The organism is Embleya sp. NPDC001921 (assembly GCF_053594475.1).
Genome location: NZ_JBSFEO010000058.1, coordinates 50825 through 74981, shown reverse-complemented (window position 1 = coordinate 74981; position 24157 = coordinate 50825). Strand labels below are relative to the sequence as shown.

The 24157-nt window shown below is 71.3% G+C and carries 20 protein-coding genes, 1 tRNA gene and 1 pseudogene; 10 read left to right on the top strand and 12 right to left on the bottom strand.

Features of this window, described 5'->3' with window-relative positions; translation table 11 throughout:
- Window positions 1–130: 130 nt before the first annotated feature.
- The 4 genes from ACWCPW_RS44230 to ACWCPW_RS44215 form a co-directional block, all read right to left on the bottom strand.
- Window positions 131–346 (bottom strand): hypothetical protein, encoded by a 216-nt coding sequence (locus ACWCPW_RS44230; RefSeq protein ID WP_449767290.1) that lies wholly within the window; start codon window positions 344–346, stop codon window positions 131–133.
- 35 nt (window positions 347–381) lie between these two features.
- On the bottom strand, window positions 382–1359 hold the full coding sequence (locus tag ACWCPW_RS44225) for a sigma-70 family RNA polymerase sigma factor (RefSeq protein ID WP_395864211.1): 978 nt from the start codon (window positions 1357–1359) through the stop codon (window positions 382–384).
- Window positions 1360–1712: 353 nt separating this feature from the next.
- Window positions 1713–3242, bottom strand: a complete 1530-nt coding sequence (locus ACWCPW_RS44220; RefSeq protein ID WP_449767289.1) for an MFS transporter — start codon at window positions 3240–3242, stop codon at window positions 1713–1715.
- 45 nt (window positions 3243–3287) lie between these two features.
- Window positions 3288–4049, bottom strand: coding sequence for a GNAT family N-acetyltransferase (locus tag ACWCPW_RS44215; RefSeq protein ID WP_449767288.1), 762 nt, complete (start codon window positions 4047–4049; stop codon window positions 3288–3290).
- A 218-nt stretch (window positions 4050–4267) separates the two neighbouring features.
- Here ACWCPW_RS44215 and ACWCPW_RS44210 point away from each other — a divergent pair, with 218 nt between their 5' ends.
- Complete coding sequence (locus ACWCPW_RS44210; protein ID WP_449767287.1) at window positions 4268–4597, top strand: cupin domain-containing protein; 330 nt, start codon at window positions 4268–4270, stop codon at window positions 4595–4597.
- Between the two features lie 72 nt (window positions 4598–4669).
- Window positions 4670–4742, top strand: a tRNA-Arg gene (locus ACWCPW_RS44205).
- A gap of 62 nt (window positions 4743–4804) precedes the next feature.
- Here the strand turns inward: ACWCPW_RS44205 and ACWCPW_RS44200 are convergent.
- The gene (locus tag ACWCPW_RS44200; RefSeq protein WP_449767286.1) at window positions 4805–5740 is read right to left on the bottom strand and encodes a trypsin-like serine peptidase; all 936 of its coding nucleotides are present in this window, start codon (window positions 5738–5740) and stop codon (window positions 4805–4807) included.
- A 548-nt stretch (window positions 5741–6288) separates the two neighbouring features.
- Here ACWCPW_RS44200 and ACWCPW_RS44195 point away from each other — a divergent pair.
- The 4 genes from ACWCPW_RS44195 (at window position 6289) to ACWCPW_RS44180 (ending at window position 10356) form a co-directional block, all read left to right on the top strand.
- Window positions 6289–7881: a sensor histidine kinase gene (locus tag ACWCPW_RS44195; RefSeq protein ID WP_449767285.1), complete on the top strand. Its 1593-nt coding sequence runs from the start codon at window positions 6289–6291 to the stop codon at window positions 7879–7881.
- A complete protein-coding gene (locus ACWCPW_RS44190) occupies window positions 7814–8299 on the top strand; it encodes a Rieske (2Fe-2S) protein (protein ID WP_449767284.1) in 486 nt (161 codons plus the stop codon). Before ACWCPW_RS44195 ends, ACWCPW_RS44190 begins: the two co-directional genes overlap by 68 nt.
- 132 nt (window positions 8300–8431) lie before the next feature.
- On the top strand, window positions 8432–9625 hold the full coding sequence (locus tag ACWCPW_RS44185) for a cytochrome P450 (protein WP_449767283.1): 1194 nt from the start codon (window positions 8432–8434) through the stop codon (window positions 9623–9625).
- 155 nt (window positions 9626–9780) lie between these two features.
- Window positions 9781–10356, top strand: coding sequence for a DUF4383 domain-containing protein (locus ACWCPW_RS44180; protein WP_449767282.1), 576 nt, complete (start codon window positions 9781–9783; stop codon window positions 10354–10356).
- 75 nt (window positions 10357–10431) lie between these two features.
- Here ACWCPW_RS44180 and ACWCPW_RS44175 read toward each other — a convergent pair whose 3' ends face one another.
- Complete coding sequence (locus ACWCPW_RS44175; RefSeq protein ID WP_449767281.1) at window positions 10432–11952, bottom strand: MFS transporter; 1521 nt, start codon at window positions 11950–11952, stop codon at window positions 10432–10434.
- Here ACWCPW_RS44175 and ACWCPW_RS44170 point away from each other — a divergent pair.
- Window positions 11939–12736: pseudogene (locus ACWCPW_RS44170) on the top strand (TetR/AcrR family transcriptional regulator); the annotation flags it as partial. The gene ACWCPW_RS44175 and the pseudogene ACWCPW_RS44170 sit on opposite strands and share 14 nt — an antisense overlap.
- Here ACWCPW_RS44170 and ACWCPW_RS44165 read toward each other — a convergent pair.
- The gene (locus tag ACWCPW_RS44165; protein ID WP_449767280.1) at window positions 12673–13968 is read right to left on the bottom strand and encodes an MFS transporter; all 1296 of its coding nucleotides are present in this window, start codon (window positions 13966–13968) and stop codon (window positions 12673–12675) included. The pseudogene ACWCPW_RS44170 and the gene ACWCPW_RS44165 sit on opposite strands and share 64 nt — an antisense overlap.
- A gap of 141 nt (window positions 13969–14109) precedes the next feature.
- Between ACWCPW_RS44165 and ACWCPW_RS44160 the strand changes: the two genes are divergently transcribed.
- Together ACWCPW_RS44160 and ACWCPW_RS44155 are read left to right on the top strand one after the other, a co-directional pair.
- Window positions 14110–15207, top strand: coding sequence for a P1 family peptidase (locus ACWCPW_RS44160; protein ID WP_449767279.1), 1098 nt, complete (start codon window positions 14110–14112; stop codon window positions 15205–15207).
- Between the two features lie 134 nt (window positions 15208–15341).
- Window positions 15342–16220: an MHYT domain-containing protein gene (locus tag ACWCPW_RS44155; protein ID WP_449767278.1), complete on the top strand. Its 879-nt coding sequence runs from the start codon at window positions 15342–15344 to the stop codon at window positions 16218–16220.
- Between the two features lie 294 nt (window positions 16221–16514).
- Here ACWCPW_RS44155 and ACWCPW_RS44150 read toward each other — a convergent pair whose 3' ends face one another.
- A complete protein-coding gene (locus tag ACWCPW_RS44150; protein WP_449767277.1) occupies window positions 16515–17576 on the bottom strand; it encodes a tetratricopeptide repeat protein in 1062 nt (353 codons plus the stop codon).
- A 521-nt stretch (window positions 17577–18097) separates the two neighbouring features.
- On the opposite strand from ACWCPW_RS44150, the gene ACWCPW_RS44145 reads away from it, so the two are divergent.
- A complete protein-coding gene (locus tag ACWCPW_RS44145; RefSeq protein WP_449767276.1) occupies window positions 18098–19228 on the top strand; it encodes a hypothetical protein in 1131 nt (376 codons plus the stop codon).
- A 306-nt stretch (window positions 19229–19534) separates the two neighbouring features.
- On the opposite strand, the gene ACWCPW_RS44140 is transcribed toward ACWCPW_RS44145, so the two are convergent.
- From ACWCPW_RS44140 to ACWCPW_RS44125, 4 genes are all read right to left on the bottom strand, one after another.
- Window positions 19535–20659 (bottom strand): nitronate monooxygenase, encoded by a 1125-nt coding sequence (locus ACWCPW_RS44140; protein WP_449767275.1) that lies wholly within the window; start codon window positions 20657–20659, stop codon window positions 19535–19537.
- Window positions 20660–20836: 177 nt separating this feature from the next.
- Window positions 20837–21994 carry a thiolase domain-containing protein gene (locus tag ACWCPW_RS44135; protein ID WP_395864239.1) on the bottom strand — a complete coding sequence of 386 codons (1158 nt, stop codon included), beginning with the start codon at window positions 21992–21994 and terminating at the stop codon, window positions 20837–20839.
- Window positions 21991–23130: a lipid-transfer protein gene (locus tag ACWCPW_RS44130; RefSeq protein WP_449767274.1), complete on the bottom strand. Its 1140-nt coding sequence runs from the start codon at window positions 23128–23130 to the stop codon at window positions 21991–21993. Before ACWCPW_RS44130 ends, ACWCPW_RS44135 begins: the two co-directional genes overlap by 4 nt.
- Window positions 23130–24125, bottom strand: coding sequence for a Zn-ribbon domain-containing OB-fold protein (locus ACWCPW_RS44125; protein WP_449767273.1), 996 nt, complete (start codon window positions 24123–24125; stop codon window positions 23130–23132). Before ACWCPW_RS44125 ends, ACWCPW_RS44130 begins: the two co-directional genes overlap by 1 nt.
- Between the last annotated feature and the right edge of the window lie 32 nt (window positions 24126–24157).

Below are 24157 nucleotides of genomic sequence, written 5' to 3'. Positions count from 1 at the left end.
CGACGCCCGCATCCCGTCGCGGCCGGTCGCCGGTGGAGGTGCGCGGGGAGGGGCGGCGGCTTCAGCCGTCGGACGCGGCGAGGCCGATGCCGAACCTTCCTGGAAGGTGCGGGCCCGCCGTCTCGTGTCGTCAGAGGTGGTGCGGCGGCTTGTCGTCCAGGAACCGGCGCAGGTCCGCCGGGTCGGCGGTCGTGCGCGCGTCTCCCCAGCCGGAGTCGGTCTCGTCCGAACTCACGTCCGGCAGCAGGTCGTCCCAGCCGAACGCGTCCCGCCGCCTCGCTTCGCCCGGCCCACCCGTCGCGCCCGACCCACTCGTCGCGCGTCCATCCGCATCCGCATCCGCCATCGCACCAGTGTGCCGGCGCCCCGGCGGCACGCGCGTCACGCGGCTTCCAGCCCCTGGGCGGTGGCCAGCTCGCGCAGTTCCACGAGCGCCTGCTTCTCGATCTGCCGAATCCGCTCGCGGGTGAGACCGAGCTGCTTGCCGACCTCGGTCAGCGTGTGCTCCTTGCCGTCCGCCATGCCGTAGCGCGCCCGCAGGATCGTGGCCGTACGGCCGTCGAGCCGACCCACCAGATCCGCTATCTGTTCGCGCCGCAGCGTCGCCAGGGTGATGTCCTCCGGCGTCAACGGGTCGGTCTCCTGGACCAGTTCGCCCAGTTCGGTCTCACCGTCGTCGCCCACGGGGGTGTCCAGGCTGATCGGGTCGCGCGCCCAGCCGATGACGTCCACGACCCGCTCGGGGGTGGAGCCCACCGCCTCGGCGATCTCCGCCATCTCGGGATCGCGGCCGTGGTCGCGGGCGAACTCGCGCTGCACCCGGCGGATCTTGCTCAGTTCCTCGACCAGGTGCACGGGCAGCCGCACGGTACGCGCCTGATCCGCCATCGCCCGGGTGATCGCCTGCCGGATCCACCACGTCGCGTAGGTGGAGAACTTGAAGCCCTTCGCGTAGTCGAACTTCTCGACCGCGCGAACCAGGCCCACGTTGCCCTCCTGGACCAGGTCCAGGAACGGCATCCCGCTCCGCGGGTAGCGTCGTGCGACGGACACCACCAGACGCAGGTTGGCCTGGATGAACAGTTCCTTGGCCTGCGCCCCGCGCTCGATCAGGCGGTCCAACTCGGCCTGTTCGACGCCCTCGGGCACCGCGTCCTCGTCGATCAGCTTCTGTGCGTACAGCCCGGCCTCGATGTCCTTGGACATCTCGACTTCGCGCTCCGCGTCGAGCAGCTTCGTGCGGCTGATCTCGTCCAGGTACACACCGACCGTGTCGCGCTCGACGTCGGCAGCCTTCCGCGTGCGGGAAGCCGCCACTCGCTCGGCGCCCTGTCGGGCCACACCACGTGTAGTCGGCATGCTCTAGCCCTCGCTTTCATTCGCGTTCGTCAGTAATTCGAACGAACGAGAAGCCTGTGATATTCCGTCCGCAGATGTACTGTTGAAAGGTTGGCCGATAGCGGCCCCTGCGAGCGCCTGCCCGTCGTCGGGCCGCCCATGCGTACTGTGGGGGTGCCGCTTGGTGCCTACGATCCGCTCAACGGTCGACAAGGCCCGGATGTTCCTAAGGCACGCACCCCGGCCTGCCCCGCCGATCCCAGGTCGACTTTGCGAGGCGGCATCGATTCGGCGGCGAATATCGGCTTATCCACTGTTATCCGACACCATCGACGGACGCGCGCCCGTCGTCGACCGATCCGTTTCGGCCGGCGTCAGTGCGTGTCCGGCGCGGGTTGCAGGTCGCGCGGGATCAGCAGCCAGGCCAGTCCGGCCGCGATCATCGCGACCACGCCGCCGGCGAGGAAGGTCGGTGTCATGGCGGAGGTGAACGCCTCGCCGGCCCGGTCCAGGAGGCTCCCGGTGCCGAGCCGATCCGCGACCACCGACGCCTCGCCGATCGACTCGCGCACCGCCGCCAGATCGGCCGGCCCCAGGTCCAGACCGGCCAGGTCGGACCGGTAGAGCGAGGACGCCAGGCTGCCCAGGATCGCGACGCCCAGCGCGGCGCCGAGTTCGTAGGCGGTCTCGTCGATCGCCGCCGCGCCACCGGACTCGGCGGCCGGCGCCGAGGACATCAGCACCACCGACGCGACGGTGGCCAGCGTGCCCACGCCGAATCCGACCACCGCGAGCGAGACGCCCACCAGCACGTAGTCCACGTCCCGGAAGTGCTGCCCGATCCACGGCAGCGCGAGCCCGAGGCCCATCAGCGCCAGGCCGGACGCGAGCACGTTGCGGGGCGGGAAGCGGTGCATCAGCGAGGGCACGAACATCGACGCGAGGATCAGCGCGATCGGCGCGGGCAGCAGGTGCAGCCCGGCCGAGACCGGGCTGTACCCCTGTACGTACTGGAACCACTGGCTGAGCAGGAACAGCGCCGCGCCCAGTCCGAGCATGCCCAGGAAGATCGCCGTCGCGGCCATGGTGAACGCGCGATGGGTGAACAACCGGACCTGGAGCAACGGATTGGCCAGTCGCAGTTGGCGGCGCACGAACACGGTCAGGGTCACCGCGGCCACCACCAGCAGCACCCACGCGACGGGATCGGCGACACCGGCCTTGCCGAGTTGCTTGATGCCGCCCGCGAGGGTGCCCATGCCGACGATCGACAGTCCGACCCCGGGCCAGTCCCACACACCGGTGCGCGGCGAGCGCGACTCGGGAAGCAGCCACAGTCCGAACCCGATCACCGCGACGGCGATCGGCACGTTCAGCAGGAACGCCGACTGCCAGCCGTGCGACTGCACGAGCAGGCCGCCGACGACCGGCCCCAGCGCCATGCCGCCGCCGAACACCGCCGACCACACGGCGTACGCGAGGGCCCGCTCGCGGGCGTCGGTGAACACCTGGCGCAGGATGGTCAGCGTGGACGGCATGATCGCCGCGCCGCCGACGCCGAGCAGCACCCGAGCCGCGATCACGTGCCAGGCCTCGGTGGCCGCCACCGCGAGCAGCGAGGCCAGCGCGAAGATCGCGAAGCCGACCAGCAGCAGCCGCTTGCGCCCCCAGCGGTCGCCGAGGGCGCCGGCGGTGACCAGCAGGCCGGACAACGCCAGCGCGTACGCGTCGATGATCCACAACTGCTCGACCGAATCGGGGCGCAGATCCGCGACCAGCGAGGGGAACGCGACGTTCAGGATCGTCGCGTCCATCGCGATGATCAGCAGGCTCCCCGACAGGATCGCGAGCACGGCCCAACGCGTCGGGTCGAGCTCGGAGGGATGGGTGGTGGAGCCGACCATGAGACATCCTTAATTCTCATGAGACACTAAGGTCTCATCTTGGTGTCATGGTGTCTGCCGCTCCCCTCCCGGGAGGACGACCTGCACGAACGACGCGCGATGGCGGAACCCGAGCCGCTCGTACACCCTCCGGGCCGGATTGCCCTCGGTGACCGCGAGCCCGATCGAGGGCAGCCCGTCGGCCGCCGCCAGTCCCAGCGTGTGCCGCAACAACCGGCCGCCCAGCCCGGCGTACCGCGGGTCCGGGTCGCGAAAGACCTCGGTGATCCACGGCCCGAGAAACTCGGCGTCGTTGACCAGCACGACCGCGACCACCCGCCCCTGCTCGACCGCCACGGTGCTGAACCCGCACAGCGGCCCGAGCGTGCGGCCGTCGTACAGACCGTCCACATCCTGTGGATTCGGGTGCTCGTCGCTGTCCGGGTGATCCGGCGGATAGGCGGCGAGCCAGGTGGCGTACAGCGCCGAGGGCGGCACGGACACCGCCGGGCGCACCTCGATGCCCGCCTCGGTCCACGCGGTGTCCCCGAGGTCCGGGCCGAGGTCGCGGGCGTACTGGTGCAGATGGCGGAACAGCCGGCCGCCGGCGGCGAGCAGCACCGCACCGGTCTCCTCGTCGGACGACACCACCCATCCGGGCAGCGCGGTCAGGAGGGCGGGCGCGGCGAGCTCGGCCGGGAGCCGGTGCAGGCGCAGGTCGAGTGCGGCCGGGCGGCCGGACCGGTTGCCCAGCCGGTAGTCGGCCACCAGCGACCCGTCCCGATCGAACACGGTTCCGCGGGTGCGAGCACTCTCGTCTGTGGTCATGAGATTCATTCTTCGATGCGCGAGCAAGTGGATATCTCCTTGTCGGCGGCCTCGAATCCGACCTCGGACACGCGCCCCGACGACGGTCGCGAGCGTGCGTCGCGAGCGCGCGTCGTACGCCACCCCCATCCGCCCAGCATCACCCGACCCGGGAGTCCCCGCACGCCCGGGCACACCAGAACATGCGCGGAGAGTGAGCGCCCCCGAAACTGGCATACATGGACAAAATCTCGCTCCGGACGGCCACCAGGGAGCAACTCGCCTCAGCCCGCGCCGCCTCGTCCGGCCGCAGCTCGGTCACCATGCTCGGCGGATCCCGACAACACCTGCGCCAGACCCTGATCGCCCTGACCACCGGCAACTCGCTGGCCCCCCACGAGAGCCCCGGCGAGGCCTCCCTGATCGTCCTCACCGGCCACGTCCGCCTGGCCACCGACGACGAGACCATCGAGGGCACCTCCGGCGACCTCCTCGTCATCCCCGAGGAGCCCCACTCCCTCGAGGCCCTCGAGGACTCCGCCGTCGTCCTGACCGTCAACAAACCCTGACCCGCGCCAAAGCCGCCGGCCACCCCCTCGACCGTTCCGCTACCCTGTCCTGCGGGACCTCACGGCCCCGAAGCCTCCATAGCTCAGGGGATAGAGCACCGCTCTCCTAAAGCGGGTGTCGCAGGTTCAAATCCTGCTGGGGGCACCCTGGTCGAACAGGCGAGAAACCCCGGCTTCGGCCGGGGTTTCGGTGTTTTCGGGGGTGGGTCAGGTGGTCGGGGACACCTCGGCGGTGCGGGCTCGGTCGTAGAGGGCGGCTATCTCGGGGCCGAAGTAGCTGCTGTAGGAGGTGAGGTCGTCGCCGCCCTCCCGGTAGCCGCCGATCACGCCGATCACCGTGCCGCGGCCGTTGGCGGGGTCGATCTCGGTGAGCATCGGGCCGCCGCTGGTGCCGTTGGGGAAACCCGCGCAGTCGAAGCGCAGTTGGGTGTCGGAGTAGGCCGACGTGGTGTTCTGGCACCCGATCGGCTGGTCCTCGTCGTCCGGGTAGCCGATCAGGCGGGCCGGGCGGGCGGGAGCGGAGTCGAAGTCGACCTGCTCGGCGCCGGTGATCGTCTCGATCCGGTCGTCGGTGCCCGGGCGACGCACCTGGAGGAAGGCGACGTCGTAGTCCGGGTCCCGGTCGGAGACCCAGCGCGGGTCCACGTCGATCCGGGAGAGCACCCACGCGCCGTACGGCATCACGCCGTCGTGATAGCCGGGCGCGAACGCGATGTCGGAGGCGAAGGCGTCGCCGTACACGCAGTGCGCCGCGGTGACCACCAGGTTCCGGTTCGGGGACCGCACCACGCTCGCCGTGCAGAAGTGTTCGGGATCCTCTCCGTCCGCCACGTGCAGCAGCGCGCCGATCGCCGGGGTCGCCGCGATCGGGGCGGCCTCCAGCGGATCCGACGGCGGCAGCGGCTCGACCCGCGCGGAGGACTCCATGGGCACGGGCGACCCGGACACCCCGGAGGAGGGACCGGCGGGCGCCCCGCCCAGCAGGCTCGCCGCGATCCGGTCGCCCTCGGCCGGGTCCGGGAGGTGGTAGCCGCGGGAGGCGTCACCGGTGCCGCGCGACCTCGGATGGCCCGAGATGCGTCCGGTCGACGCGAGGCCGGCCACCACCAGGACCGCGGCCACGCAGAAGAGCGCGCCGATCACCACTCGACGCCTGTGCGCAGTCGCCTCGACATCCGAAGTTCGTCGCGACACTCGACCACCATTTTTCTCAGCGGGATACGGCCTCGGCCTGTGGACGCTACCGGCCGGATGGATACCCCGGTGGGGACGAATCAGGCCGATACCCGCACGGTCACGAAGTCGTGACGAAGGGTTCCTTCGACCGTCGCCCCGACGAGTGGGAGGGAGGGCGACGGTCGCAGGAATCCCCCGCTGTGCGTCGGCTCGGCGCCGTCTCTCCAAACGCGCCCGGCCGGCCCTGCGACCGTATCCCGAAGATCGACGGCCTCGGCACCCCGGTATGGGTGATTTATGACTGCCTTAAGAATCTGTGCGCGGACGGTGCGCGCGAGCATCGTTCCGGGTCACCGGGTGTGCCCGGAGCCCCCGGGACGCGCGCGGTCGGATCATGCCCTCGTGCCCCGCGCCCGGCACTGCCACAATTTCCTTGTTCCACGAAGGGTTCCACGAGGGGGGACCCGCGCGGGGGTTTCGCGCGGGCGACGGCGGGCCGGAGAGGGCGGGTACCGATGGCGGGTTCCGAGGACTCGTGGTGGACCGTGCGCGCTCGGTTGCGGCTGATCTGGGTGCCGTGCGGGGCCGTGATGCTCGCCACCGTCGCGGCGCTCGTGGTGGGTCTGACGCTGGACGGCGACGCGCGCTCGCGCGGCCTGCTCCTGGTGCTCGGCGGCGATCTGCTGGTCGTGGTCGGGCTGACCGTGCTGATCGAGGCCGCGCTGCGGCGCACCGTCGAGCGGCCGCTCGTGCGGCTGGCCGATCCGACGGCGAAGCCGGCGCGCGCCGCCCGCTACGACAGCCGCGAGTTCGATCTGATCGCCGGCACCATGGCGGAGCTGCACGCGCGGGCCCGCACCGCGGAGCAGGAGGCCGGCCGCACGCGGGCCGAGATCGCCCGGCTGACCGAGTCGGTCGCGGAACGGGACCGGGCGCTGGAGACCGAACGCGAGCAGACCCGGGATCTGATCCACGCCGGGGAGGAACTGCGGGCCCTGGTGGAGGAGCACGCCCGGCGGGCCCGGCTCGCCCGGGCGGACCTGGACCGGTTCGCGCACGCCGCGACGCACGACATGCAGGATCCGCTGCGCCGGATCGTCTCGTTCGGCCGGATGCTCCAGGAGCGCTACCAGGACGTGCTCGATCGGCGCGGCCGGCAGTACATCGACTTCACCATCGACAACGCCCGCCGACTCCAGGTGCTCATCGACGAGATGGTCACCCTCACCGAGGTGGGCCGCTCGCGCGCGGAGAGCGCCCGGGTCGATCTGGGCGACCTGGTCCGGCAGACCTGGCTGGACATGGCGGATCGGGTGGAGGACACCGGCGCCGAGTTGGCGTACGACGAACTGCCGGTGCTGGACGCGGATCCCGCGCTGTTGGCCACGCTGGTCCAGCATCTGCTGGGCAACGCGGTGAAGTTCCAGCGCCCGTACGAGCCGCCACGGGTGCGGATCGACGCCGAGCCGGTCGCCGACGGATGGCGGATCACCGTGACCGACAACGGGATCGGCATCCCCACCGAGGCGGCGGAACGGGTGTTCGCGGCCTTCCAGCGGCTGCACCCGCGCGAGACGTACACCGGCAGCGGCATCGGACTCGCGATGGCCAAGCGGATCGTCGAACAACACGGCGGCCGGATCGCCGTGGACACCGGGTACACCGACGGGACCCGGATCGAGTTCACCCTGCCGGAGCGCGCCGCCGACCCGGACGAGCCGGAGGCGGCACCGGACGCCGAATCCGCCGTCGCCGCCATGCCGGACGGCCCGGCCGAACCCGCCGACCCGGCGGACCAAGCCGTCGAGGACGCCTCGGCGGACCTCTCGCGGAACGTCTCGCGGGACCTCCGGCAGGACCTCCCGCGGGACCTCCCGCGGGACCTCCCGCGGGACCTCTCGGGGGACCTCTCGGAAGACCTCGAACCGGTTGCACCCGTTCGCTTCACCGATCCGTCGAACCACGAGCCGCTCGCGTACGTTTCCGTTGCATCGGCGCCGCGTGATCGGCCGGCGCCGGGACCGACGACGGAGGCACCCCATGCGAACGAGCGACCCGAGCACCGAGCCGACAAGCGTCGAGCGGACGAGCACCGAGCCGACGAGTAGGGCCGAGCCCACCCGCCGGGTCCTGGTCTGCGGCGCCCTCGTCGCCGCCGCCGGAGCGACCCTGGTGGCCTGTGGTGGCGACGACGGCGGCGATGACGACGCGAAGAACACCGCCCCCGCCGGCGACAAGACGCTCGGTGCGGTCGGCGATGTGCCGGTCGGCGGCGGCAAGATCTACGACGACGCCAAGGTCGTGGTCACCCAGCCCACCGCCGGCGACTTCAAGGCGTTCACCGCGGTGTGTACGCACCAGCAGTGCCTGGTCGCCAACGTCGCGGCCGGCAAGATCAACTGCACGTGCCACGGCAGCAGTTTCGACGCCGGCACGGGCGCGGTCCTCGGCGGCCCGGCCCCTCGCCCGCTCGCCGCGAAGCAGATCGCGGTGACCAACGGCCAGATCGTGCTGAAGCCCGCGTAACGGCCCGCCACCCGCGGCACAGCCAGGCCCGGCCCCGGCCCGGCGGCCCGCGCGGCTATGGTTTCCGCTCCCGCTTCGTGATTGCGTACCCGAGCCCGCCCCGGCCCAGGACGCGATCCGGAGGATCTGCCCATGACGACGACGCCGACCCCGCGACCGAGGCTCGACCTGCTCGACGGCGACTGGTACGCGAACGGCCCCTACGCGGACTACGCGTGGTTCCGCGAGCACGAACCCGTCGCGTGGGACGCGGGCAACGAGTTGTGGGGCGTCTTTCGGCACGCGGATCTCAAGGATGTCGAGGCGCGCAGCGAGCACTTCGTCAACTCCGACCGGAACAAGGGGGGTTACCGCCCCAACCTGCCCGCCGACCCGGCGATCATCGGCCTGGACAACCCGCTGCACAACAAACGGCGCAAGCTGGTGAGCAAGTGGTTCACCCCGCGTGGCGTGCGCGAGTGGGAGGCGCACGTGCGCGAGACGTGCGTGGAACTCCTGGACGCCGCCGTGGCCAAGGGCACCGTCGAGGTGGTCGGCGACCTGGCGTCCGTACTGCCCGCGAAGATGATCGGGCGGCTGCTCGGGTTTCCCGACCGGGACTGGCCGCTGCTGCGGGACTGGTCCGAGCGCACCATCGCGCTCGGCGGCGGACCGCGCTACCTGACCGAGGACGGCCGGGCCGCGGCGGGCGAGTTCATCCGGTCGGCGCTGGGACTGTACGAGACCAAGAAGACCTGTCCGGCGGACGACGTGATGTCGGTGTGGACCACGGCGCGGATCGACGGCGAGCCGGTGGGCCCGGGCGATGTGGCGAGCGACTGCCTGCTGCTGCTGGACGGCGGCGCGGAGACCACCCGCACGGTGATCGCCCGCACCTTCCTGTACCTGATCGAGCACCCGGAGCAGTGGGACCTGCTGCGCGCGGGCGCGGACCTCGCGGTGGCCACGGAGGAGTTCATCAGGTACACCACCCCGATCCACAACATGTGCCGGGTCGCGGTCGGGGACCAGCGCGTCGGTGACACGGTGATCCCGAACGGACACCAGGTGGTGCTCATGTACGGCTCGGCCAATCGCGACCCGGCGGTGTTCGCCGAGCCCGAGCGGTTCGACGTGACGCGCACGCCCAACGACCACATCACCTTCGGCTTCGGCACCCACTTCTGCCTGGGCGCGCCGTTGGCCCGGCTGGAGATCCGGGTCTTCTTCGAGGAACTGCTCGCCCGGGTGCGCGAGCTGCGCCCGGTGCCCGGCAGCGCGGTGGTCCAGATGCCGAACGCGTTCGTGTACGGGATCCGCGAGGCGCATGTGGAGTTGATCGGCTGAGCGGGCCGACGGCGGGCGGGCGGGTCCCGTCCCCGGGGCTTCTCGCCGGCGGCGACCGGGTCCTGCCCGGGTGATCTTCGGCGGCGTCGATCCGGTATTTCCGGGAAGAGGGATAAAGAGGAGTTATTCCACAAACCGGATACCGGGAGGCGGCCATGCCAGGCTTGGACGAGGGTTTGCCGGTCGATCATCGGCTCGGGCAGGTCTACCGCTACGGCGGCGGGTTCATGGGAATCGTGCTGATCACGTTCGGTGTCCTGGGCTTCACCAACAACGTCGGCTTCTTCTCCACCACCGGGCGCGACGTCGCCGGCATGTCGACCAACGGTGCGCTGAGCCTGATCTCGGTCGTGGTCGGCGCGATCCTGATCGTCGGCGCGATCATCGGCGGCAACACCGCCTCGACCGTGAACATCGTGGTGGGCGCGCTGTTCGTGATCAGCGGGTTCGTCAATCTCGGCCTGATGGGCACTTCGGACATCAACTACCTGTCCTTCAAGATGCCGAACGTGATCTTCAGCTTCGTGGTCGGTCTGCTGGTGATGACCTTCGGCCTGTACGGGCGGGTCAGCGGCCATCTGCCCCACGACAACCCGTACTGGCGCTCGCGGCACCCGCAGGAGGCGGCCCGTGAGGACGCCTTCCGCAGCCGGGCCTCGGTGCTCTCCCGCGACGGGGCATCGTCGCTCGGCGGCGACCCGTCCCGACACGGCATCGCCGGCAGCCACTGACGCCGCGAGGGCGTCGGCGCCGGACCGGCTCGTCCAGCCGGTCCGGCGCCGACGCGCGCCGTGGATCGCCGGGCCTCAGTGCCCCGCGCCGCCCTCCGCGCCCGGCGGCCGCTCCCACCGCGGCATCAGGAACGCGAGCCCCCACGCCGCGGCCAGCGCGAGCGCGCTGCCCACGAGGCCGATCGCGAAGGCGTCGTCGAACACCGCGCGCACCGCGTCCGCCCCGTGCGCGGCGGCCACGTTGTCCTCGACGTGGCCGAAGAACAGCGTGCCGAACAGCGCCACCCCCAGCGCGCCCGCGAGCTGCTGGACCGCGTTGAGCACTCCCGAGGCCGAGCCGATCTCGTGGTCGCCGACCCCGGCGAGCGCGATCCCGAAGAACGGCGCCATCAGCAGACCGAAGCCGAAGCCCGTGACCGTCGTCGCCGGCAGCAGGACCCAGGCGTCCACCGGCCCGTCGTGCAGCGCGAGGGTGGCGCCGATGCCGATCACCCCGACCAGGCCGAGCAGCAGGCCGGCGTGCAGGACCCGGCGGCCGTACTTGGCGGCGAGCACCGCGCCGGCCAGGCCGGCGCCGACGGTCGAGCCCAGCGACCACGGGATCAGCGCGAGCGCCGCGTGCGTCGCGCTCCAACCCAGGCCGACCTGGAGGTAGACGCCGAGCAGGAGCATCAGGCCGATCATCGAGCCGAACATCATCAGGCCGACCGCGAGGGCGCCGGTGAACGCGCGGTTGCGGAACAGGCCGATCTCCACCAGCGCGTCGCGGCCCGCACGACTGGTCCGCACCTCGTACCAGGCGAACAGCGCCAGCACCGGCAACGAGCCGGCCATGCATGCGAACATCCAGCCGGGCCAGCCCTGCTCGCGGCCCTGGACCAGCGGGTAGACGAGCAGTACCAGCGCGGCGGTGACCAGGACCATGCCGACCACGTCCAGACCGGGCCGGCGCGCGCCGGCCGCCGGGGCGGTGGGTCGGGGCACCACGGTGGAGCCGGCGAAGAGGGCGAACAGACCCAGCGGAACGTTCAGCAGGAAGACCGCGCGCCAGCCCAGGCCGAACAGGTCGGCGTCCATCACCACGCCGCCCAGGATCGGGCCGAGCACCGCGGCCAGACCCATCGCCGGGCCGAACACCGCGAACGCCGCGCCGATCTCGCGCTCGTCGAACATCTCCCGGATCAGTCCGATCGCCTGCGGCACCATCATCGCGGCGGCCAGGCCCTGCAAGCCGCGCGCGCCGATCAGCATCTCCGGTGACTGGGCGAGGCCGCACAGCGCCGAGGTGACGGTGAAGGCGACCACCCCGCCGAGGAACATCCGGCGCCGGCCGAGGATGTCGCCGAGCCGGGCGCCGGTGATCAGGAACATCGCGAGCGCCAGCGTGTACGCGGCCGAGAACCACTGGAGGTGGGTCGAGGTGCCGCCGAGGGACTCCCGGATGCCGGGGCCCGCCACCTGGACGATGGTGGCGTCCAGCAGATCCATGATGTCGGCGCCCATGACCACCGCGAGGCCGATCCACCGGAGCGGGTAGGACGGCCGCTCCGCCGGCTCGGCGGCGACCGGCGCCGTCCTGGTGATGTCGGTTTCCATCGTCTCCCCCTCGGACGCGAACACTGTTCGCGCTTCGAACGCCGTTAACTCTTCGAACACCGTTCTAGCTTCGAACGGTGTTCGCGTCAAGTACGGTGTTCGTAAGCCGAGCGATCGGTGTGGGGTTGATCGAGGAGGTGGCGCCGTGTCCGAGGTTCCCGAAGTACCCGTGCCGCCCTGGCGCACGTCGCCCAGGAGTCGGGCGGCGCGCAAGCCGACCCTGACCCAGGAGGCGATCGTCACCGCCGCGCTGGAGATCATCGACGCGGAGGGCATGGACGCGCTGAGCATGCGTCGGATCGCCCAGCGCTTCGACACCGGCGCGGCGTCGCTCTACGCGTACGTGGCCAACAAGGACGAGCTCGTGGAGCTCGTGGTGGACCGGGTCAACGGGGAGGTCCGGATCCCGGTCGCCGACCCCGAGCGCTGGCGCGAGCAACTGCGCGAGGCGATGTTCGCGATCCGCGACGTGTACGCCTCACACCGCGACCTCGGCCGCGCCCTGATCGGCGCGGTGCCGATGGGACCCAACTCGCTCGACTCCTCCGAGCGCCTGCTGGCCATCCTGCGCGCGGGCGGGCTGTCCAAGAAGGTCAGCGCGTTCGCGGCCGACCTGCTGTCGATGTACACCGTGATGTCCGGCCTGGAGATGGGCGGCCAGGGCACCGTGCACGGGTCGACCGACGCCGAGCGCGGCGCCTACTACCAGCGGATCCACGACTACTTCGCGTCGCTCCCGGCCTCGCGGTTTCCCACGCTGATGTCGCTGAGCGACGCGCTCACCTCCGGCGACGGCGACGAGCGCTTCGCGTTCGGCATCGACGTGTTGCTGCTCGGCATGGTCGCGTACTCCGAACGGGAGTCCTGACCCGGCGTCAACAGCCCGGCCAGAACCGGCAGCAGCGCGCAGATCGTATACGCGCCCGAATAGCCGCCCGGGCCGCCGATGATCATCCCGAACAGGGGTGGTCCGGCGGCGGCGGTCAGGTTCTGGCCGGTGTTCTGGATGCCCATCACCCGCCCCGCCCACGCGCCGCCCGCGATCTCGGCGACCGCCGTGAACGCCAGCCCGTTCCAGCTCACCGTGGCCACCGAGGCGAGCAGCAGGAAGCCGATCGCGACCGGTCCGCCGATCACCGAGGTCAGCGCGAGCGCGCCCACCACCACGGCGTTGACCGCGCACAACGTGCGCATCGGCCGCAGTCGGGAGCCGACCAGGTCCGACCAGCGGCCGACCGCGATCCGGGTGCCCGCCGCGACCAGTTGCACGGCCGCGAGCAGGCGGCCGGCGGTGGTCGCGGTCCAGCCGTGCTCGGAGACCAGGTAGTCCGACGCGAAGGACACCACCACGAACTGGGGCACCACCAGCAGCGCGCTCGCCGCGTGTATCCGGTACAGGATCGGCGAGTCGTACGGCGAGGCGGGCCTGCTCGCGCCGGCCGGTGTCTCGGGTCGGGCCGGATCGCGCACGAAGAGCGCGACCAGCGCCGCGCCCAGCACGCACAACACGGCCGGGAAGACCAGGGCGGCCCGAAAGCCCGCGTGGGTACCGATCGGCGGCAGGGCCAGGGCGCCGGCCACCATGCCCAGTGGTTGCGCCATCTGCCGCATGCCCATCGCCAGTCCGCGCTGCTCGGGAGCGAACCAGCCCAGCACGACCCGCCCGCTGGCCGCGTTGACCGCCGCCGAGCACGCGCCCGCCACCGCGAGCCAACCGGCCAACCACACCGCGCCGTCGCCGGCCAGGGCCACCACGATCGCGACTCCGGCCAGCGCAAGGCCCACCGCCATCACCCGCCGCTCGCCCCAGCGATCGGCCGCGGCGCCCCACAACACCAGGGTCAGCAGCAGGCCGAAGGTCGGGCACGCCACGACCGTGCCGGCCTGCGCGAGCGACATGCCCTCGTCCTCGCGCAGCACCGGAACGAGATAGGCGAGGCCGTACAGGAACACGCAACTCGCCAGTTGTGCGCACATCCCGATGGCCAGCATCAGCCAGCGCCGGCTCTCCCCCATCGCGCCACCTCCACGTCGATATCAGTGCACCATACAAGCTTTCTCAGAGCTTGAGACGAGAATCTCGAACTCTGAGACATGGGCGATGGAGCAGCATGGGAACAGGGACCTCAGCACGGTTCACCGCTCCCGGGAGGCTGCATGTTCGACGTCGAGGAATACAAGGTCGGGCCGCGCAACGCGATCACCGATGTGGCCGGTCTGCGGGTCGGACACGCCGCCTACACCGATGCCGGAGCGATGACCGGAACCACCGTCCTGCTCGGCCCGGTCGGCGGCTTCGTGGCCGCGGTGGACGTCCGCGGCGGCGCGCCCGGCACCCGCGAGTTGGACGCGCTCGACCCGCGCAACCTGGTGCCCCGGGTCGAGGCGATCGTGCTCAGCGGCGGCAGCGCGTTCGGCCTGGACGCGGCGGGCGGCGTGGTGGCCTGGCTGGCCGAGCGCGGTCGCGGGTTCCCGGTCGGCACCGAGCCGCATCAGGTGGTGCCGGTGGTACCGGCCGCGTCGTTGTTCGACCTCGGGCGCGGCGGCGACTGGGCCCGACGGCCGGACGCGGCGCTGGGTCGGGCGGCGATCGCGGCGGCGGACGCCGAGCCGGAGCACGCGCCGGTGCCGATGGGCAGTGTGGGCGCGGGCACCGGCGCGATGGTCGGCGGACTGCGCGGCGGGGTCGGCACCGCGAGCGTGGTGCTGCCCGGCGGGGTCACCGTCGCCGCGCTCGCGGTGGTCAACGCGGCCGGCTCGGCGGTGGACCCGACCGGCGGGCTGCCGTACGCGGCCGGTCTCGGCCTGCCCGGCGAGTTTCCGCTCGCCCCGCCCGAACACGCCGAGCACGCCGCCGCGTTGGACCGCGCCGCGGCGTCGGCACGGGTGCCGCCCTCGCTCAACACCACGATCGGGATCGTGGCCACCGACGCGGTGCTGACCAGGTCGCAGGCGCACAAGGTCGCGGGCGTCGCGCACGACGGGCTGGCCCGGGCGATCCGACCGGTGCACACGCTCTACGACGGCGACACCGTCTTCGCGGTGTCCACGGCCCGGGTGCCGCTGCCCACACCCGATCCGAGCACGCCGTACGGGGTCAACGCGGAGGCCGCCGCGCTGACCGTGATCCACGCGGCGGCAGCCGACGTATTCGCCCGGGCCGTGCTGCACGGCGTACTGGCCGCGAAGCGCGGCGGCGAGGTCCCGGCCTACCGGGATCTTTATCCGAATTCCAGCTCCGCGTACGGGCGGTGACGTTCTCGATCTTCGTTTCGGAATGTCGCAAACCCGCCTGAGAACCACCGGCCCGGCTGCCCTATCATCGGCGATTCGACGATGACGTTTCCCCGCTTCCGAAGGGGCCTGGACTAACGGAGCGGTTTGCCGGCATGGGACACGTAGATCATTTCGCGTACGGAGCTGTGACCCCGGGCATCGCCTATCTCATGTCGTGCGTCGGATCGGCTCTCGGGCTGCTCTGCACGACACGGGCGCGCGCGGTGCGCGGTTGGGTTCGGGCACGTTGGTTGGTACTGGGCGCGGCCTCGATCGGTGGCACCGGAATCTGGGTCATGCATTTCATCGGCATGCTCGGATTCTCCGTGCGCGAGACACCGATTCGATACGACGTGGCCAAGACGATGACGTCGCTCGTGCTCGCGGTGGTGGTGGTCGGCATCGGCATGGCGGTCGCCGGTCGGCGCGACGCGGGTGCGGTGGGACTGGTCCTCGGCGGGGTGATCACCGGTGGCGGCGTGGCGAGCATGCACTACATGGGCATGGCCGCGATGAGCCTGGACGGCTCGGTCGAATACGACTCGTTCCGGGTCGGCCTGTCGATCGTGATCGCGGTGGTCGCGGCCACCGCCGCGCTGTGGGCCGCGTTGAACGTGAGCGGATTCGCGGCGACCGGGGGCGCCGCGCTGATCATGGGCCTGGCGGTCAGCGGAATGCACTACACCGGCATGTCCGCGATGAGTGTGCGCACCGAGGGCAGACACGGCATGGCGCACGGTGTGGAGGCCTCCCAATTCCTCGCGCCGTTGATCACCGGGATCAGCCTTTTCACGGTGATCACGTTGTTCGTCGTCGCGCTGTCGCCGTCCGCCGACGAGATCAAGGAAGAGGCGGAACTCGACGCCCGACTGGCCCGCCTGGAGGACAACCGGATCGGTGCGACATCGGCCGCGAACCGGGTCGGCCAACGGGCGTCGCGCCGGCGCGGGGCGGAAAGGGATCCGCGGGACTACTTCCACTCCGGACGCTGATCCTCGGACGCCGATCTTCGGCGCCGACCCGGGGCGTCCCGTCAGGCCCGAGAAAGCGGGAATCCGGAAGCCCGAATTCCGGAACGGGGAAGTCGAACCCGACACGGGGAAGCCGAACGAGGAAGCCGGAATGCGGAATTCCGGCCACCTCGCTCGGCGTCTTCTGCGTCCTCCGCGTCCTCCGCGTCTTTTCCTCCGCCCGGGCGCCGGCTCGACGCGACGACCACGCGCGGACCAGTGCCCGTGAACCGGCGGGGAGCCGTCCCGGGGGCATGGGCCGGGTGGAGCCGTTCGCTACTGCGTCGGTTCCAGGACCGGGCCGAGTGCGGCGATCGCGTCGAACGGTCGTTCCTGGCGATCCCGGCGCCGCGCCGCGAGTCTGCGCCACAGCCCGGGCCGGCGGTCCTCGTCCCCGCGCGCCCGCTTGCGGGCCGTACCCAGCTCGCTCAGCGCCCGGCCCTCGCCGAGGCGGTCGCCGACCTGCCCGAACAGGGTCGCGGCCTGCTCGTGCGCGTCGGCCGCCTCGTCGAACCGCCGGAGCTGCTGGAGCGCGGCCCCGAAGCTGTTCAGCGCCTGGCCCTCGCGGTGCCGGTCGCCGAGCTTCTCGAACAGGGTCGCGGCCCGCTCGTGCGCGTCGGCCGCCTCGTCGAACCGCCGCACCTGGTGCAACGCGGCCCCGAGGCAGTCCAGCGCCCGGCCTTGCCGGTGCAGGTCGTCGAGTTCGGTGAACAGGGTGGCGGCCTGCCGATGCGCCTCGATGGCGTCGCCGAACCGCCGCACCTCCTGAAGGGCAAACCCGAAGTTGTTCAGGGCCTGGGCCTCGCGGTGGTGGTCGTCGAGTTCGGTGAACAGGGCGGCGGCCTGCCGATGCGCCTCGATGGCCTCATCGAACCGCCGCACCTCCTGAAGGGCGATGCCGAGGTTGTTGAGGGCCTGGGCCTCGCGGTGGTGGTCGTCGAGTTCGGTGAACAGGGCGGCGGCCTGCCGATGCGCCTCGATGGCCTCATCGAACCGCCGCGTCTCCTGGAGAGCGGTGCCGAGGTTGTTGAGGACCTGGGCCTCGCGGTGCCGGTCGTCGAGATCGGCGAACAGGGCGGCGGCCCGCCGATGGGCGTCGATGGCCTCGTCGAACTTCGCCACCTGCTGGTAGGCGGTACCGAGATTGCCCAGCGCCTGGCCCTCTCCGTGGTGGTCGGCCTGCTCCCGGCAGATGACGAGGTCTTCCTGGTGGGCATCGATGGCCTCGTCGAACCGCCGCACGTACTGGAGGGCGGTGCCGAGGTTGTTCAACGCCCGTCCCTCGCCGTTACGGTCGCCGAGTTCGCGGCAGATGACGAGGTCTTGCTGATGGCTCATGATCTCTCCCGACGCGTCGCGGACTTCCATCCCGACCGCCCTCCCCCACGACGGTGGGCGACAGCGTGGTCCGGGCGGTATCCCTACACATGGACAACTTCAGTAACACGTGTCTCACGGAGCGTGGCAACCGCACCGACGTCTGAAGGACCAACCGAGTGGCGGATTCGACTACATGGCCGATATGCCCGATATGTCCGATTCTTCTCGCCATATACCTCCGATGCCACGACGGGCCGCCGCCGGGCGTCAAGAGGGCGTCACGCCGGCATCGCACCGGCAGCACCTCGGCCACAGCGGCACCGCGCCGGCGGCGCGTCGAACTCGCGTCGCACCACGCCGTACCGCGCTGCGCCGCGCCGCGCCCGTCGAGGCCGCCCGGCCCGCGACCGCGCTCGACGAGCGGGCGTCGGCCGCAGCCAAGACGCTTGATTGCGTCAATGATTTGGCGCAGACTCGCACGACGTCTCAACCAGCGCCAACGCGTCGGCGCACGTCGGCGCGTGGTCAGGAGGAATGCGATGCCGATCCCCGTGCCCCTGGACGAGTATCCGGTCCACCAGGTCCCGCTGTTCCACAGCGAGGTCGGCTCGACCGACCGGAACTTCTACGACCGCTGCATCATGCACGCCTACGACCGCGCGGGCGGCGTCCAGATCGCGACCGGCCTGGGGGTCTATCCGAACCTGGGCGTGATCGACGCGTACGTGGTGATCCGCAGGGACGGCCGCCAGCACGCGGTGCGGATGTCCGGCGCGCTCGGCCCGGATCGGCTCAAGCAGGAGGTCGGGCCGTACCGGATCGAGGTCCTGGAGCCGCTGGCCAGCGTCCGCGTGGTGTGCGACGCGCCGGACCAGGGCATCTCGATCGACCTCACCTTCACGTCGCCGTTCGCGCCGCTGCCGGAACCTCGACACGTGCAGCGCAGCGACTTCAAGCCACTCCTGGACGCGTCGCGCTTCGTGCAGATCGGCGACTGGACCGGCACGGTGACCCTGGACGGCGAGGAGATCGCGGTCACCCCGCAGACCTGGTCCGGCTCGCGCGACCGCTCGTGGGGCATCCGCCCGTCGGGCGAGGCACCGCCGGCCGGGCGGCCCGCGCAGACCGCCGGGTTCTGGTGGAACTGGATCCCGATCCACCTCGGCGACCAGGCGCTGATGATCATCGCGCAGGAGTCGGCCGAGGGGCACCGCTTCCTGACCGAGGCGATCCGGATCTTCCCGATCGCCGACGGGAAGGCGCCCGAGCAACTCGGCTGGCCCGAGTTCGACGTGCGTTACACGTCCGGCACCCGGATGCCCGAGGGTGCCGCGATCCACCTGACCGACCGCAAGCGCAACGCGCTCACGTTGCACCTGGACAACCACGGGTACATCGCGCTCAATGTCGGCGCGGGCTACGGCGGCGACCCGGACTGGGGCCACGGCCAGTGGAAGGGCGAGGACTACCTCGACGGCGCGGTGTACGAGCAGAAGGACCCCGAGGTGGCCAGGCGCATCCCGTTCAGCGTGATCGACCACGTCGCCTCCGCCCGACTCACCGGCCCCGACGGCGCGTTGCTCGCCGAGGGTGTGGGCATCTTCGAGCACGGCACATTCGGTCGGCACGACCCGTCGGGCTTCACCGGGTGGGACTCGGTCGCCCCGTAGGCGAACCGCCGGCGTCGGGCACCCGCACACGTGTCGGGGCCCGACGCCGGCGAGGGCGAGAGGGCGAGAGCGAGAGCGAGGGCGAGAGCGGCGGATTTTACCGACATCTCGCCGCTGACGCCCCCAAAACGCTCAGGTTGCGGAAATACCGAGACAGTTCGCGATACCCATAGGCGCGGGACCGGTGTCACTCACTCCCGTGGCCCGCCGACCGCCGGGCCGTGCACGCGAGTCCTCCCGCGCGCCCGGCCCGGCAGGTCTCGGCCGGATCGAAGTCGCCGCCGGATCCGAATCGCCGCGGCGCGCTCAGTCGTCGGCGAGGAACGCGCTCAGCCGCTCGGTCGTCTCGATCCACTCCTCGACCAGGGACAGGACGACCTCCTGCGTCGGCCGCACCCGGTCGAGCATGCCCACGACCTGGCCCACCGGCCAGCCGTTGAGCTCCTTGTTCTTCGTCCGGGTGAACCGCCGGGACGCCGCGTTGTAGATGATGCCCTGGAGCGGCATCGGCAGCGGGTCGGGATTCGCCGGGTCCTCCCACGCCTCGGTCCACGCGCTCTTGAGCTGGCGGGCCGGCTTGCCGGTCATCGCCCGCGAGCGCACGGTGTCGGTGGACCTGGCCTCCAGCAGGTTCTGTACGGCCACCTCGTGGGTGTCCGCCTCGGCGACGGTGAGCCACAGACTCCCCGTCCACACCCCCTGCGCACCGAGCGCCAGTGCGGCGGCCATCTGCCGACCACCGCCGATGCCGCCGGCCGCGAGCACCGGGACGTCCGGGCCGACCGTGTCCACCACCTGCGGGATGAGCACCATCGTGGAGATCTCGCCGCAGTGCCCGCCGGCCTCGGTGCCCTGCGCGACCACCACGTCCACGCCCGCCTCGACCTGCTTCTGCGCATGCCGGGGGCTGCCGCACAGCGCGCCGACCAGGACGCCCGCCGCGTGGCACGCGTCGATGATGTCGGCCGGCGGCGGGCCGAGCGCGTTGACGAACATCTTGACCAGCGGGTGCTTGAGCGACACCTCGATCTGCGCGCGCGACTCCAGGTCCACGTTCAGCCCGGCGGCCTTGACCGGCTTGTCCGTCAACTCGGCGGGCAGCGCCGGGATCCCGTGGTGCTCCAGCAGTTCGTCGACGAACTTCCAGTGCTGCTCCGGGATCAGCTTCTCCAGATTGCTCGGCAGCGCGGCGTCGCCGCCGCCCTTGCCGATGTACGCCATCGGGATCGCCAGGTCGACGCCGTAGGGCTTGCCGTCGGTGTGCTCGTCGAGCCAGGCCAGCTCGATCTCCAGTTGCTCGGGATCGAACGCGAGCGCGCCGAGGACGCCGAAGCCGCCGGCTCGGCTGACCGCCGCGACCACGTCACGGCAGTGGGAGAACGCGAAGATCGGGAAGTCGATCCCGAGCCTCGCGCAGATGGGGGGCTTCATCGCCAGAACCTCCGGTCACCGGGTGAAGGCCCCAGAATAGGAAGGCTCCTTGACCAAATCAAGGTCAAGGAGCCTTACCATTTGCCGGTCGACACCTCGCTCGACACCTCGCTCGACACCTCGGCCGTCGCGCCGAGCCGGGTTCCCGCGCGATGTCGCCGGTGCGGCGCGGGGCCGCTAGGGCTTGTCCGCGCCCACCGCCCACATCGCGAAGTACTGCGCCGCGGCGCCGTACGCCTGCGCCAGCGCGACCTTCGCGCCGTCCACCTGGTGCTCCCCGGCCGCGCCCCGCACCTGGAGGGCCGCCTCCAGGAAGCGCAGCATGCCGGACGCGCCGATCGGGTTGGAGGACAACACGCCGCCCGACGGGTTCACCGGGAAGTCGCCGTCGAACGCGGTCTCACCGCGGTCGACCATCTTCCAGCCCTCGCCCACGGGCGCGATGTCGTGGCCCTCCAGCCACATCGGCTCGTACCAGGAGAACGGCACGTACAACTCGGCCACGTCGATCTGCCGGCGCGGGTCGGTGATCCCGGCCTGCCGGTAGACGTCCCACGCGCAGTCGACGCCCGCCTGCGGGCGGATCGGGTCGCGGCCGTTGAACGAGGACGGCTCGGAACGCATCGAGGTGCCCAGGATCCAGGCCGGGGCCCGGCCGTCGGCCGCCGCCGCGTCGCCGCCCGCCTCGTCGGTCAGCACGATCGCGCCGGCGCCGTCCGAGGACGGGCACGACTCCAGGAAGTGCAGCGGGTCCCACATCATCGGCGACTCGCGGACCTTGTCGATCGAGATGTCCTTGAGTTGCAGGTGCGCGTACTGGTTGCGCAGCGCGTTCTGCCGGTCCTTGACCGCCACCTGCCAGCCGATGTGCTCGGGCGCCCCGGACTTTTGGATGTAGGCCCGAATCCAGGGCGCGAACGCGCCGCCCGCGCCGATCGATCCGGACTTGCCGCCGCCCAGGCCGAATTGCGCGTTGCCCTCGGACTGCTTCTCCCACGCGACGGCCAACACCCGCTTGTGCACGCGACTGCTGATCAGGTGCGAGGCGACGATCGCGGTGGACCCACCCACGCTGCCCGCGGTGTGCACCCGAAACACCGGCTTCCCGGCCCCGCCGAGCGCGTCCGCGAGGTAGAGCTCGGGCTTCATCACACCCTCGAAGATGTCGGGCGCCTTCCCGATCACCACCGCGTCGATGTCGCTCCAGGTCATCCGCGCGTCGTCGAGCGCGCGCTGGGCGGCCTCGCGGACGAGGCCCGCGATGGACAGGTCGTCCCGCCGCTTCTTGTGCTTGGTCTGGCCGATGCCGACGACGGCAACGCGCTCATGGGTCATCGGTTGTCACCTTCCAGGACACAGACGAGGTTCTGCTGGAGTGCCGGACCGGACGTGGCGTGCCCGAGCGTGCGCGAGTGGCCGTCGACCAGGATCCGGTCGGCGGCGGCGGCGATCCGGACCAGGCCGGTGGCCATCAGCGGGTTGCCGGTGAGCGCGCCGCCGGAGGGGTTGACCAGCACGTCGTCGGCCAGGCCCAGGGACTGCCGCAGGATCACCTCCTGCGCGGTGAACGGAGCCATCAGCTCGGCCACCTCGACGCCCGCCACACCACCGGCGCGCTCGGCGGCGATCCGGGTCGAGGGCGAGTCGGTCAGGTCGCGCAGCGCCGGGTTGTGCACCTCGCTGCGGTGGTCGAGGCCGGTGATCCAGGCCGGACGCCCGGTCAGTTCGGCCGCGCGCGGACCGCGGACGAGCACCACCGCGCACGCGCCGTCCGAGATCGGCGGCAGGTCGCTCTTGCGCAGCGGGTTGCGCAGGTAGGCCTCGGCGAGCAGCTTGTCCACGTCCTGCTCGGCGTTGCGCACCTGCTGTTTGGGATTGCCCGCCGCGTCGCGCCGCGAGCGGGCGGCGATCTCGGCGAGTTCGCGTTCGGTGGTCTTGCCCGACTCGATCAGCCGCCGGGCCTGGAGCGCGGCCAGCGAGACCGGGTCCAGACCGAGCGGCGCGAGGTAGTACGGGTCGAGTTCCTGCGGGTAGATCGCGGCCGGGTCGCCGGTGGAGGACTTGCCCGAGCCCATCGCCACCGCGATGTCGATGTCGCCGTGCTTGAGCCGCACCCAGGCCTCGTACATCGCCCACGCGCCGTCCATCTCCACGTGCGACTCGTGGATCGGCGGCCACGCGCCCATCGCGTCCAGGTTGGGCACGAACGAGAACGTGCCGCCGGAGATGTAGTCGCACGAGCCCTGGCAACTGAACCCGATGTCGGAGCGCTTGAGGTCGACCTTGCCCAGGGCCTCGTCCACGACCATCAGCAACATCTCGGTCTCGGTGAGCTCCTGCCGGCGCACCGCCGGGAGCTGCGCGGTCGCGACGATCGCGATGTCGCTGTCCTGCCGCACTGCCGTCTCCCTTGTCTCGCCCGCCTCTTGGCCGGTCCGGCCGGTGCCGTCCGCGTTGTGACGCGCCGTCATCAGAACACCCGGTTCATGTACTGCTCGGCGGGCTCGTCCGGCTCGCCGGTGTGCCGCCAACCCTTGACGAAGCCCGAGACCGTGCCCCAGCCCTTGCTGGTGATCTCCGCCGCGTCCCGCTCGGCTTCGGGCATCCACTCCGCCTGGACCCGCATGCCGACCCGGATCTCGGACACCGGGATGTCCAGGATCTGCTGCTGCGCGATCACCATCTCGTCGCCTTCGAGCACGACGGAGGCCCGCGCGAACGGCTCGGTCTCCTTCTGCCCGGGGTAGGGCGTGGGGGTGATGATCGTGTAGTTGGACACCACGCCCCGGTCCGGCAGCACCTCGTCCAGCTCGGGGCCGAGCAGGATGGCGTCCACCGAGCAGTAACCCCGGCCCAGGAACACGCGGTTGCACTGCGGGCAGCGCTGGCCGGTGAGCCGGCCGGCCCGCAGGTTGTTCGCGTAGCGGACCAGGGTGGGCGAGAGCACGTCGGTGTAGGTGATCTTGGAGAAGTACTCCATCGTGGTCACCTCCTGCGCCTCGCCGGGCTCCCCCGCCGGGGTCTCGGCGCTCTCGCCCGGCACGAAGCAGACGATGTCGTCGATCCGGCCGACGGGCTCGTCGCGCCAGCGCGGCGCGACCCGCATGCCGGTGCTCACCGCGTCCTCGCCGCCGGCGTCCAGCACGTGCACCAGGTCGGTGTCCGCGCCGTCCAGCCGCACCAGCACGAAGGCGAACGGCCGGTCCAGCGGGTGCGATTCGATCGGTTCGGCGACCCAGGTCCAGGACCGGACGGTGCCGGCCGGACCCACCTCGACGAAGTCGTGCGCGAGCTCGTTCCCGGTCTCCGGGTCGTACTCCATGGGCGGCACGATCACCCGCTCACCGGAGCGGATCCCGACGATGCGACGGGCGGTCAGCTCCGAGAAGAAGCGGCCCATGACCGGTCCGAGTGTGCGCTTGTAGGGGAACTGGATAGTACTGACGGTCTGTGTCGACACGGTCATCCTCTCGGCCTGGGAACGAGGTCGGCCACCGG

Excerpts from the sequence above, each read along its gene's own strand:
- ACWCPW_RS44175 (WP_449767281.1), bottom strand. The coding sequence starts at position 11,952 with ATGGAAACCGACATCACCAGGACGGCGCCGGTCGCCGCCGAGCCGGCG.
- ACWCPW_RS44145 (WP_449767276.1), top strand. The coding sequence starts at position 18,098 with ATGCCGATCCCCGTGCCCCTGGACGAGTATCCGGTCCACCAGGTCCCG.
- ACWCPW_RS44210 (WP_449767287.1), top strand. The coding sequence starts at position 4,268 with ATGGACAAAATCTCGCTCCGGACGGCCACCAGGGAGCAACTCGCCTCA.
- ACWCPW_RS44230 (WP_449767290.1), bottom strand. The coding sequence starts at position 346 with ATGGCGGATGCGGATGCGGATGGACGCGCGACGAGTGGGTCGGGCGCG.
- ACWCPW_RS44195 (WP_449767285.1), top strand. The coding sequence starts at position 6,289 with ATGGCGGGTTCCGAGGACTCGTGGTGGACCGTGCGCGCTCGGTTGCGG.
- ACWCPW_RS44220 (WP_449767289.1), bottom strand. The coding sequence starts at position 3,242 with ATGGTCGGCTCCACCACCCATCCCTCCGAGCTCGACCCGACGCGTTGG.
- ACWCPW_RS44160 (WP_449767279.1), top strand. The coding sequence starts at position 14,110 with ATGTTCGACGTCGAGGAATACAAGGTCGGGCCGCGCAACGCGATCACC.
- ACWCPW_RS44190 (WP_449767284.1), top strand. The coding sequence starts at position 7,814 with ATGCGAACGAGCGACCCGAGCACCGAGCCGACAAGCGTCGAGCGGACG.
- ACWCPW_RS44180 (WP_449767282.1), top strand. The coding sequence starts at position 9,781 with ATGCCAGGCTTGGACGAGGGTTTGCCGGTCGATCATCGGCTCGGGCAG.
- ACWCPW_RS44185 (WP_449767283.1), top strand. The coding sequence starts at position 8,432 with ATGACGACGACGCCGACCCCGCGACCGAGGCTCGACCTGCTCGACGGC.
- ACWCPW_RS44125 (WP_449767273.1), bottom strand. The coding sequence starts at position 24,125 with ATGACCGTGTCGACACAGACCGTCAGTACTATCCAGTTCCCCTACAAG.
- ACWCPW_RS44225 (WP_395864211.1), bottom strand. The coding sequence starts at position 1,359 with ATGCCGACTACACGTGGTGTGGCCCGACAGGGCGCCGAGCGAGTGGCG.
- ACWCPW_RS44150 (WP_449767277.1), bottom strand. The coding sequence starts at position 17,576 with ATGAGCCATCAGCAAGACCTCGTCATCTGCCGCGAACTCGGCGACCGT.
- ACWCPW_RS44140 (WP_449767275.1), bottom strand. The coding sequence starts at position 20,659 with ATGAAGCCCCCCATCTGCGCGAGGCTCGGGATCGACTTCCCGATCTTC.
- ACWCPW_RS44155 (WP_449767278.1), top strand. The coding sequence starts at position 15,342 with ATGGGACACGTAGATCATTTCGCGTACGGAGCTGTGACCCCGGGCATC.
- ACWCPW_RS44165 (WP_449767280.1), bottom strand. The coding sequence starts at position 13,968 with ATGGGGGAGAGCCGGCGCTGGCTGATGCTGGCCATCGGGATGTGCGCA.
- ACWCPW_RS44215 (WP_449767288.1), bottom strand. The coding sequence starts at position 4,049 with ATGACCACAGACGAGAGTGCTCGCACCCGCGGAACCGTGTTCGATCGG.
- ACWCPW_RS44130 (WP_449767274.1), bottom strand. The coding sequence starts at position 23,130 with ATGACGGCGCGTCACAACGCGGACGGCACCGGCCGGACCGGCCAAGAG.
- ACWCPW_RS44135 (WP_395864239.1), bottom strand. The coding sequence starts at position 21,994 with ATGACCCATGAGCGCGTTGCCGTCGTCGGCATCGGCCAGACCAAGCAC.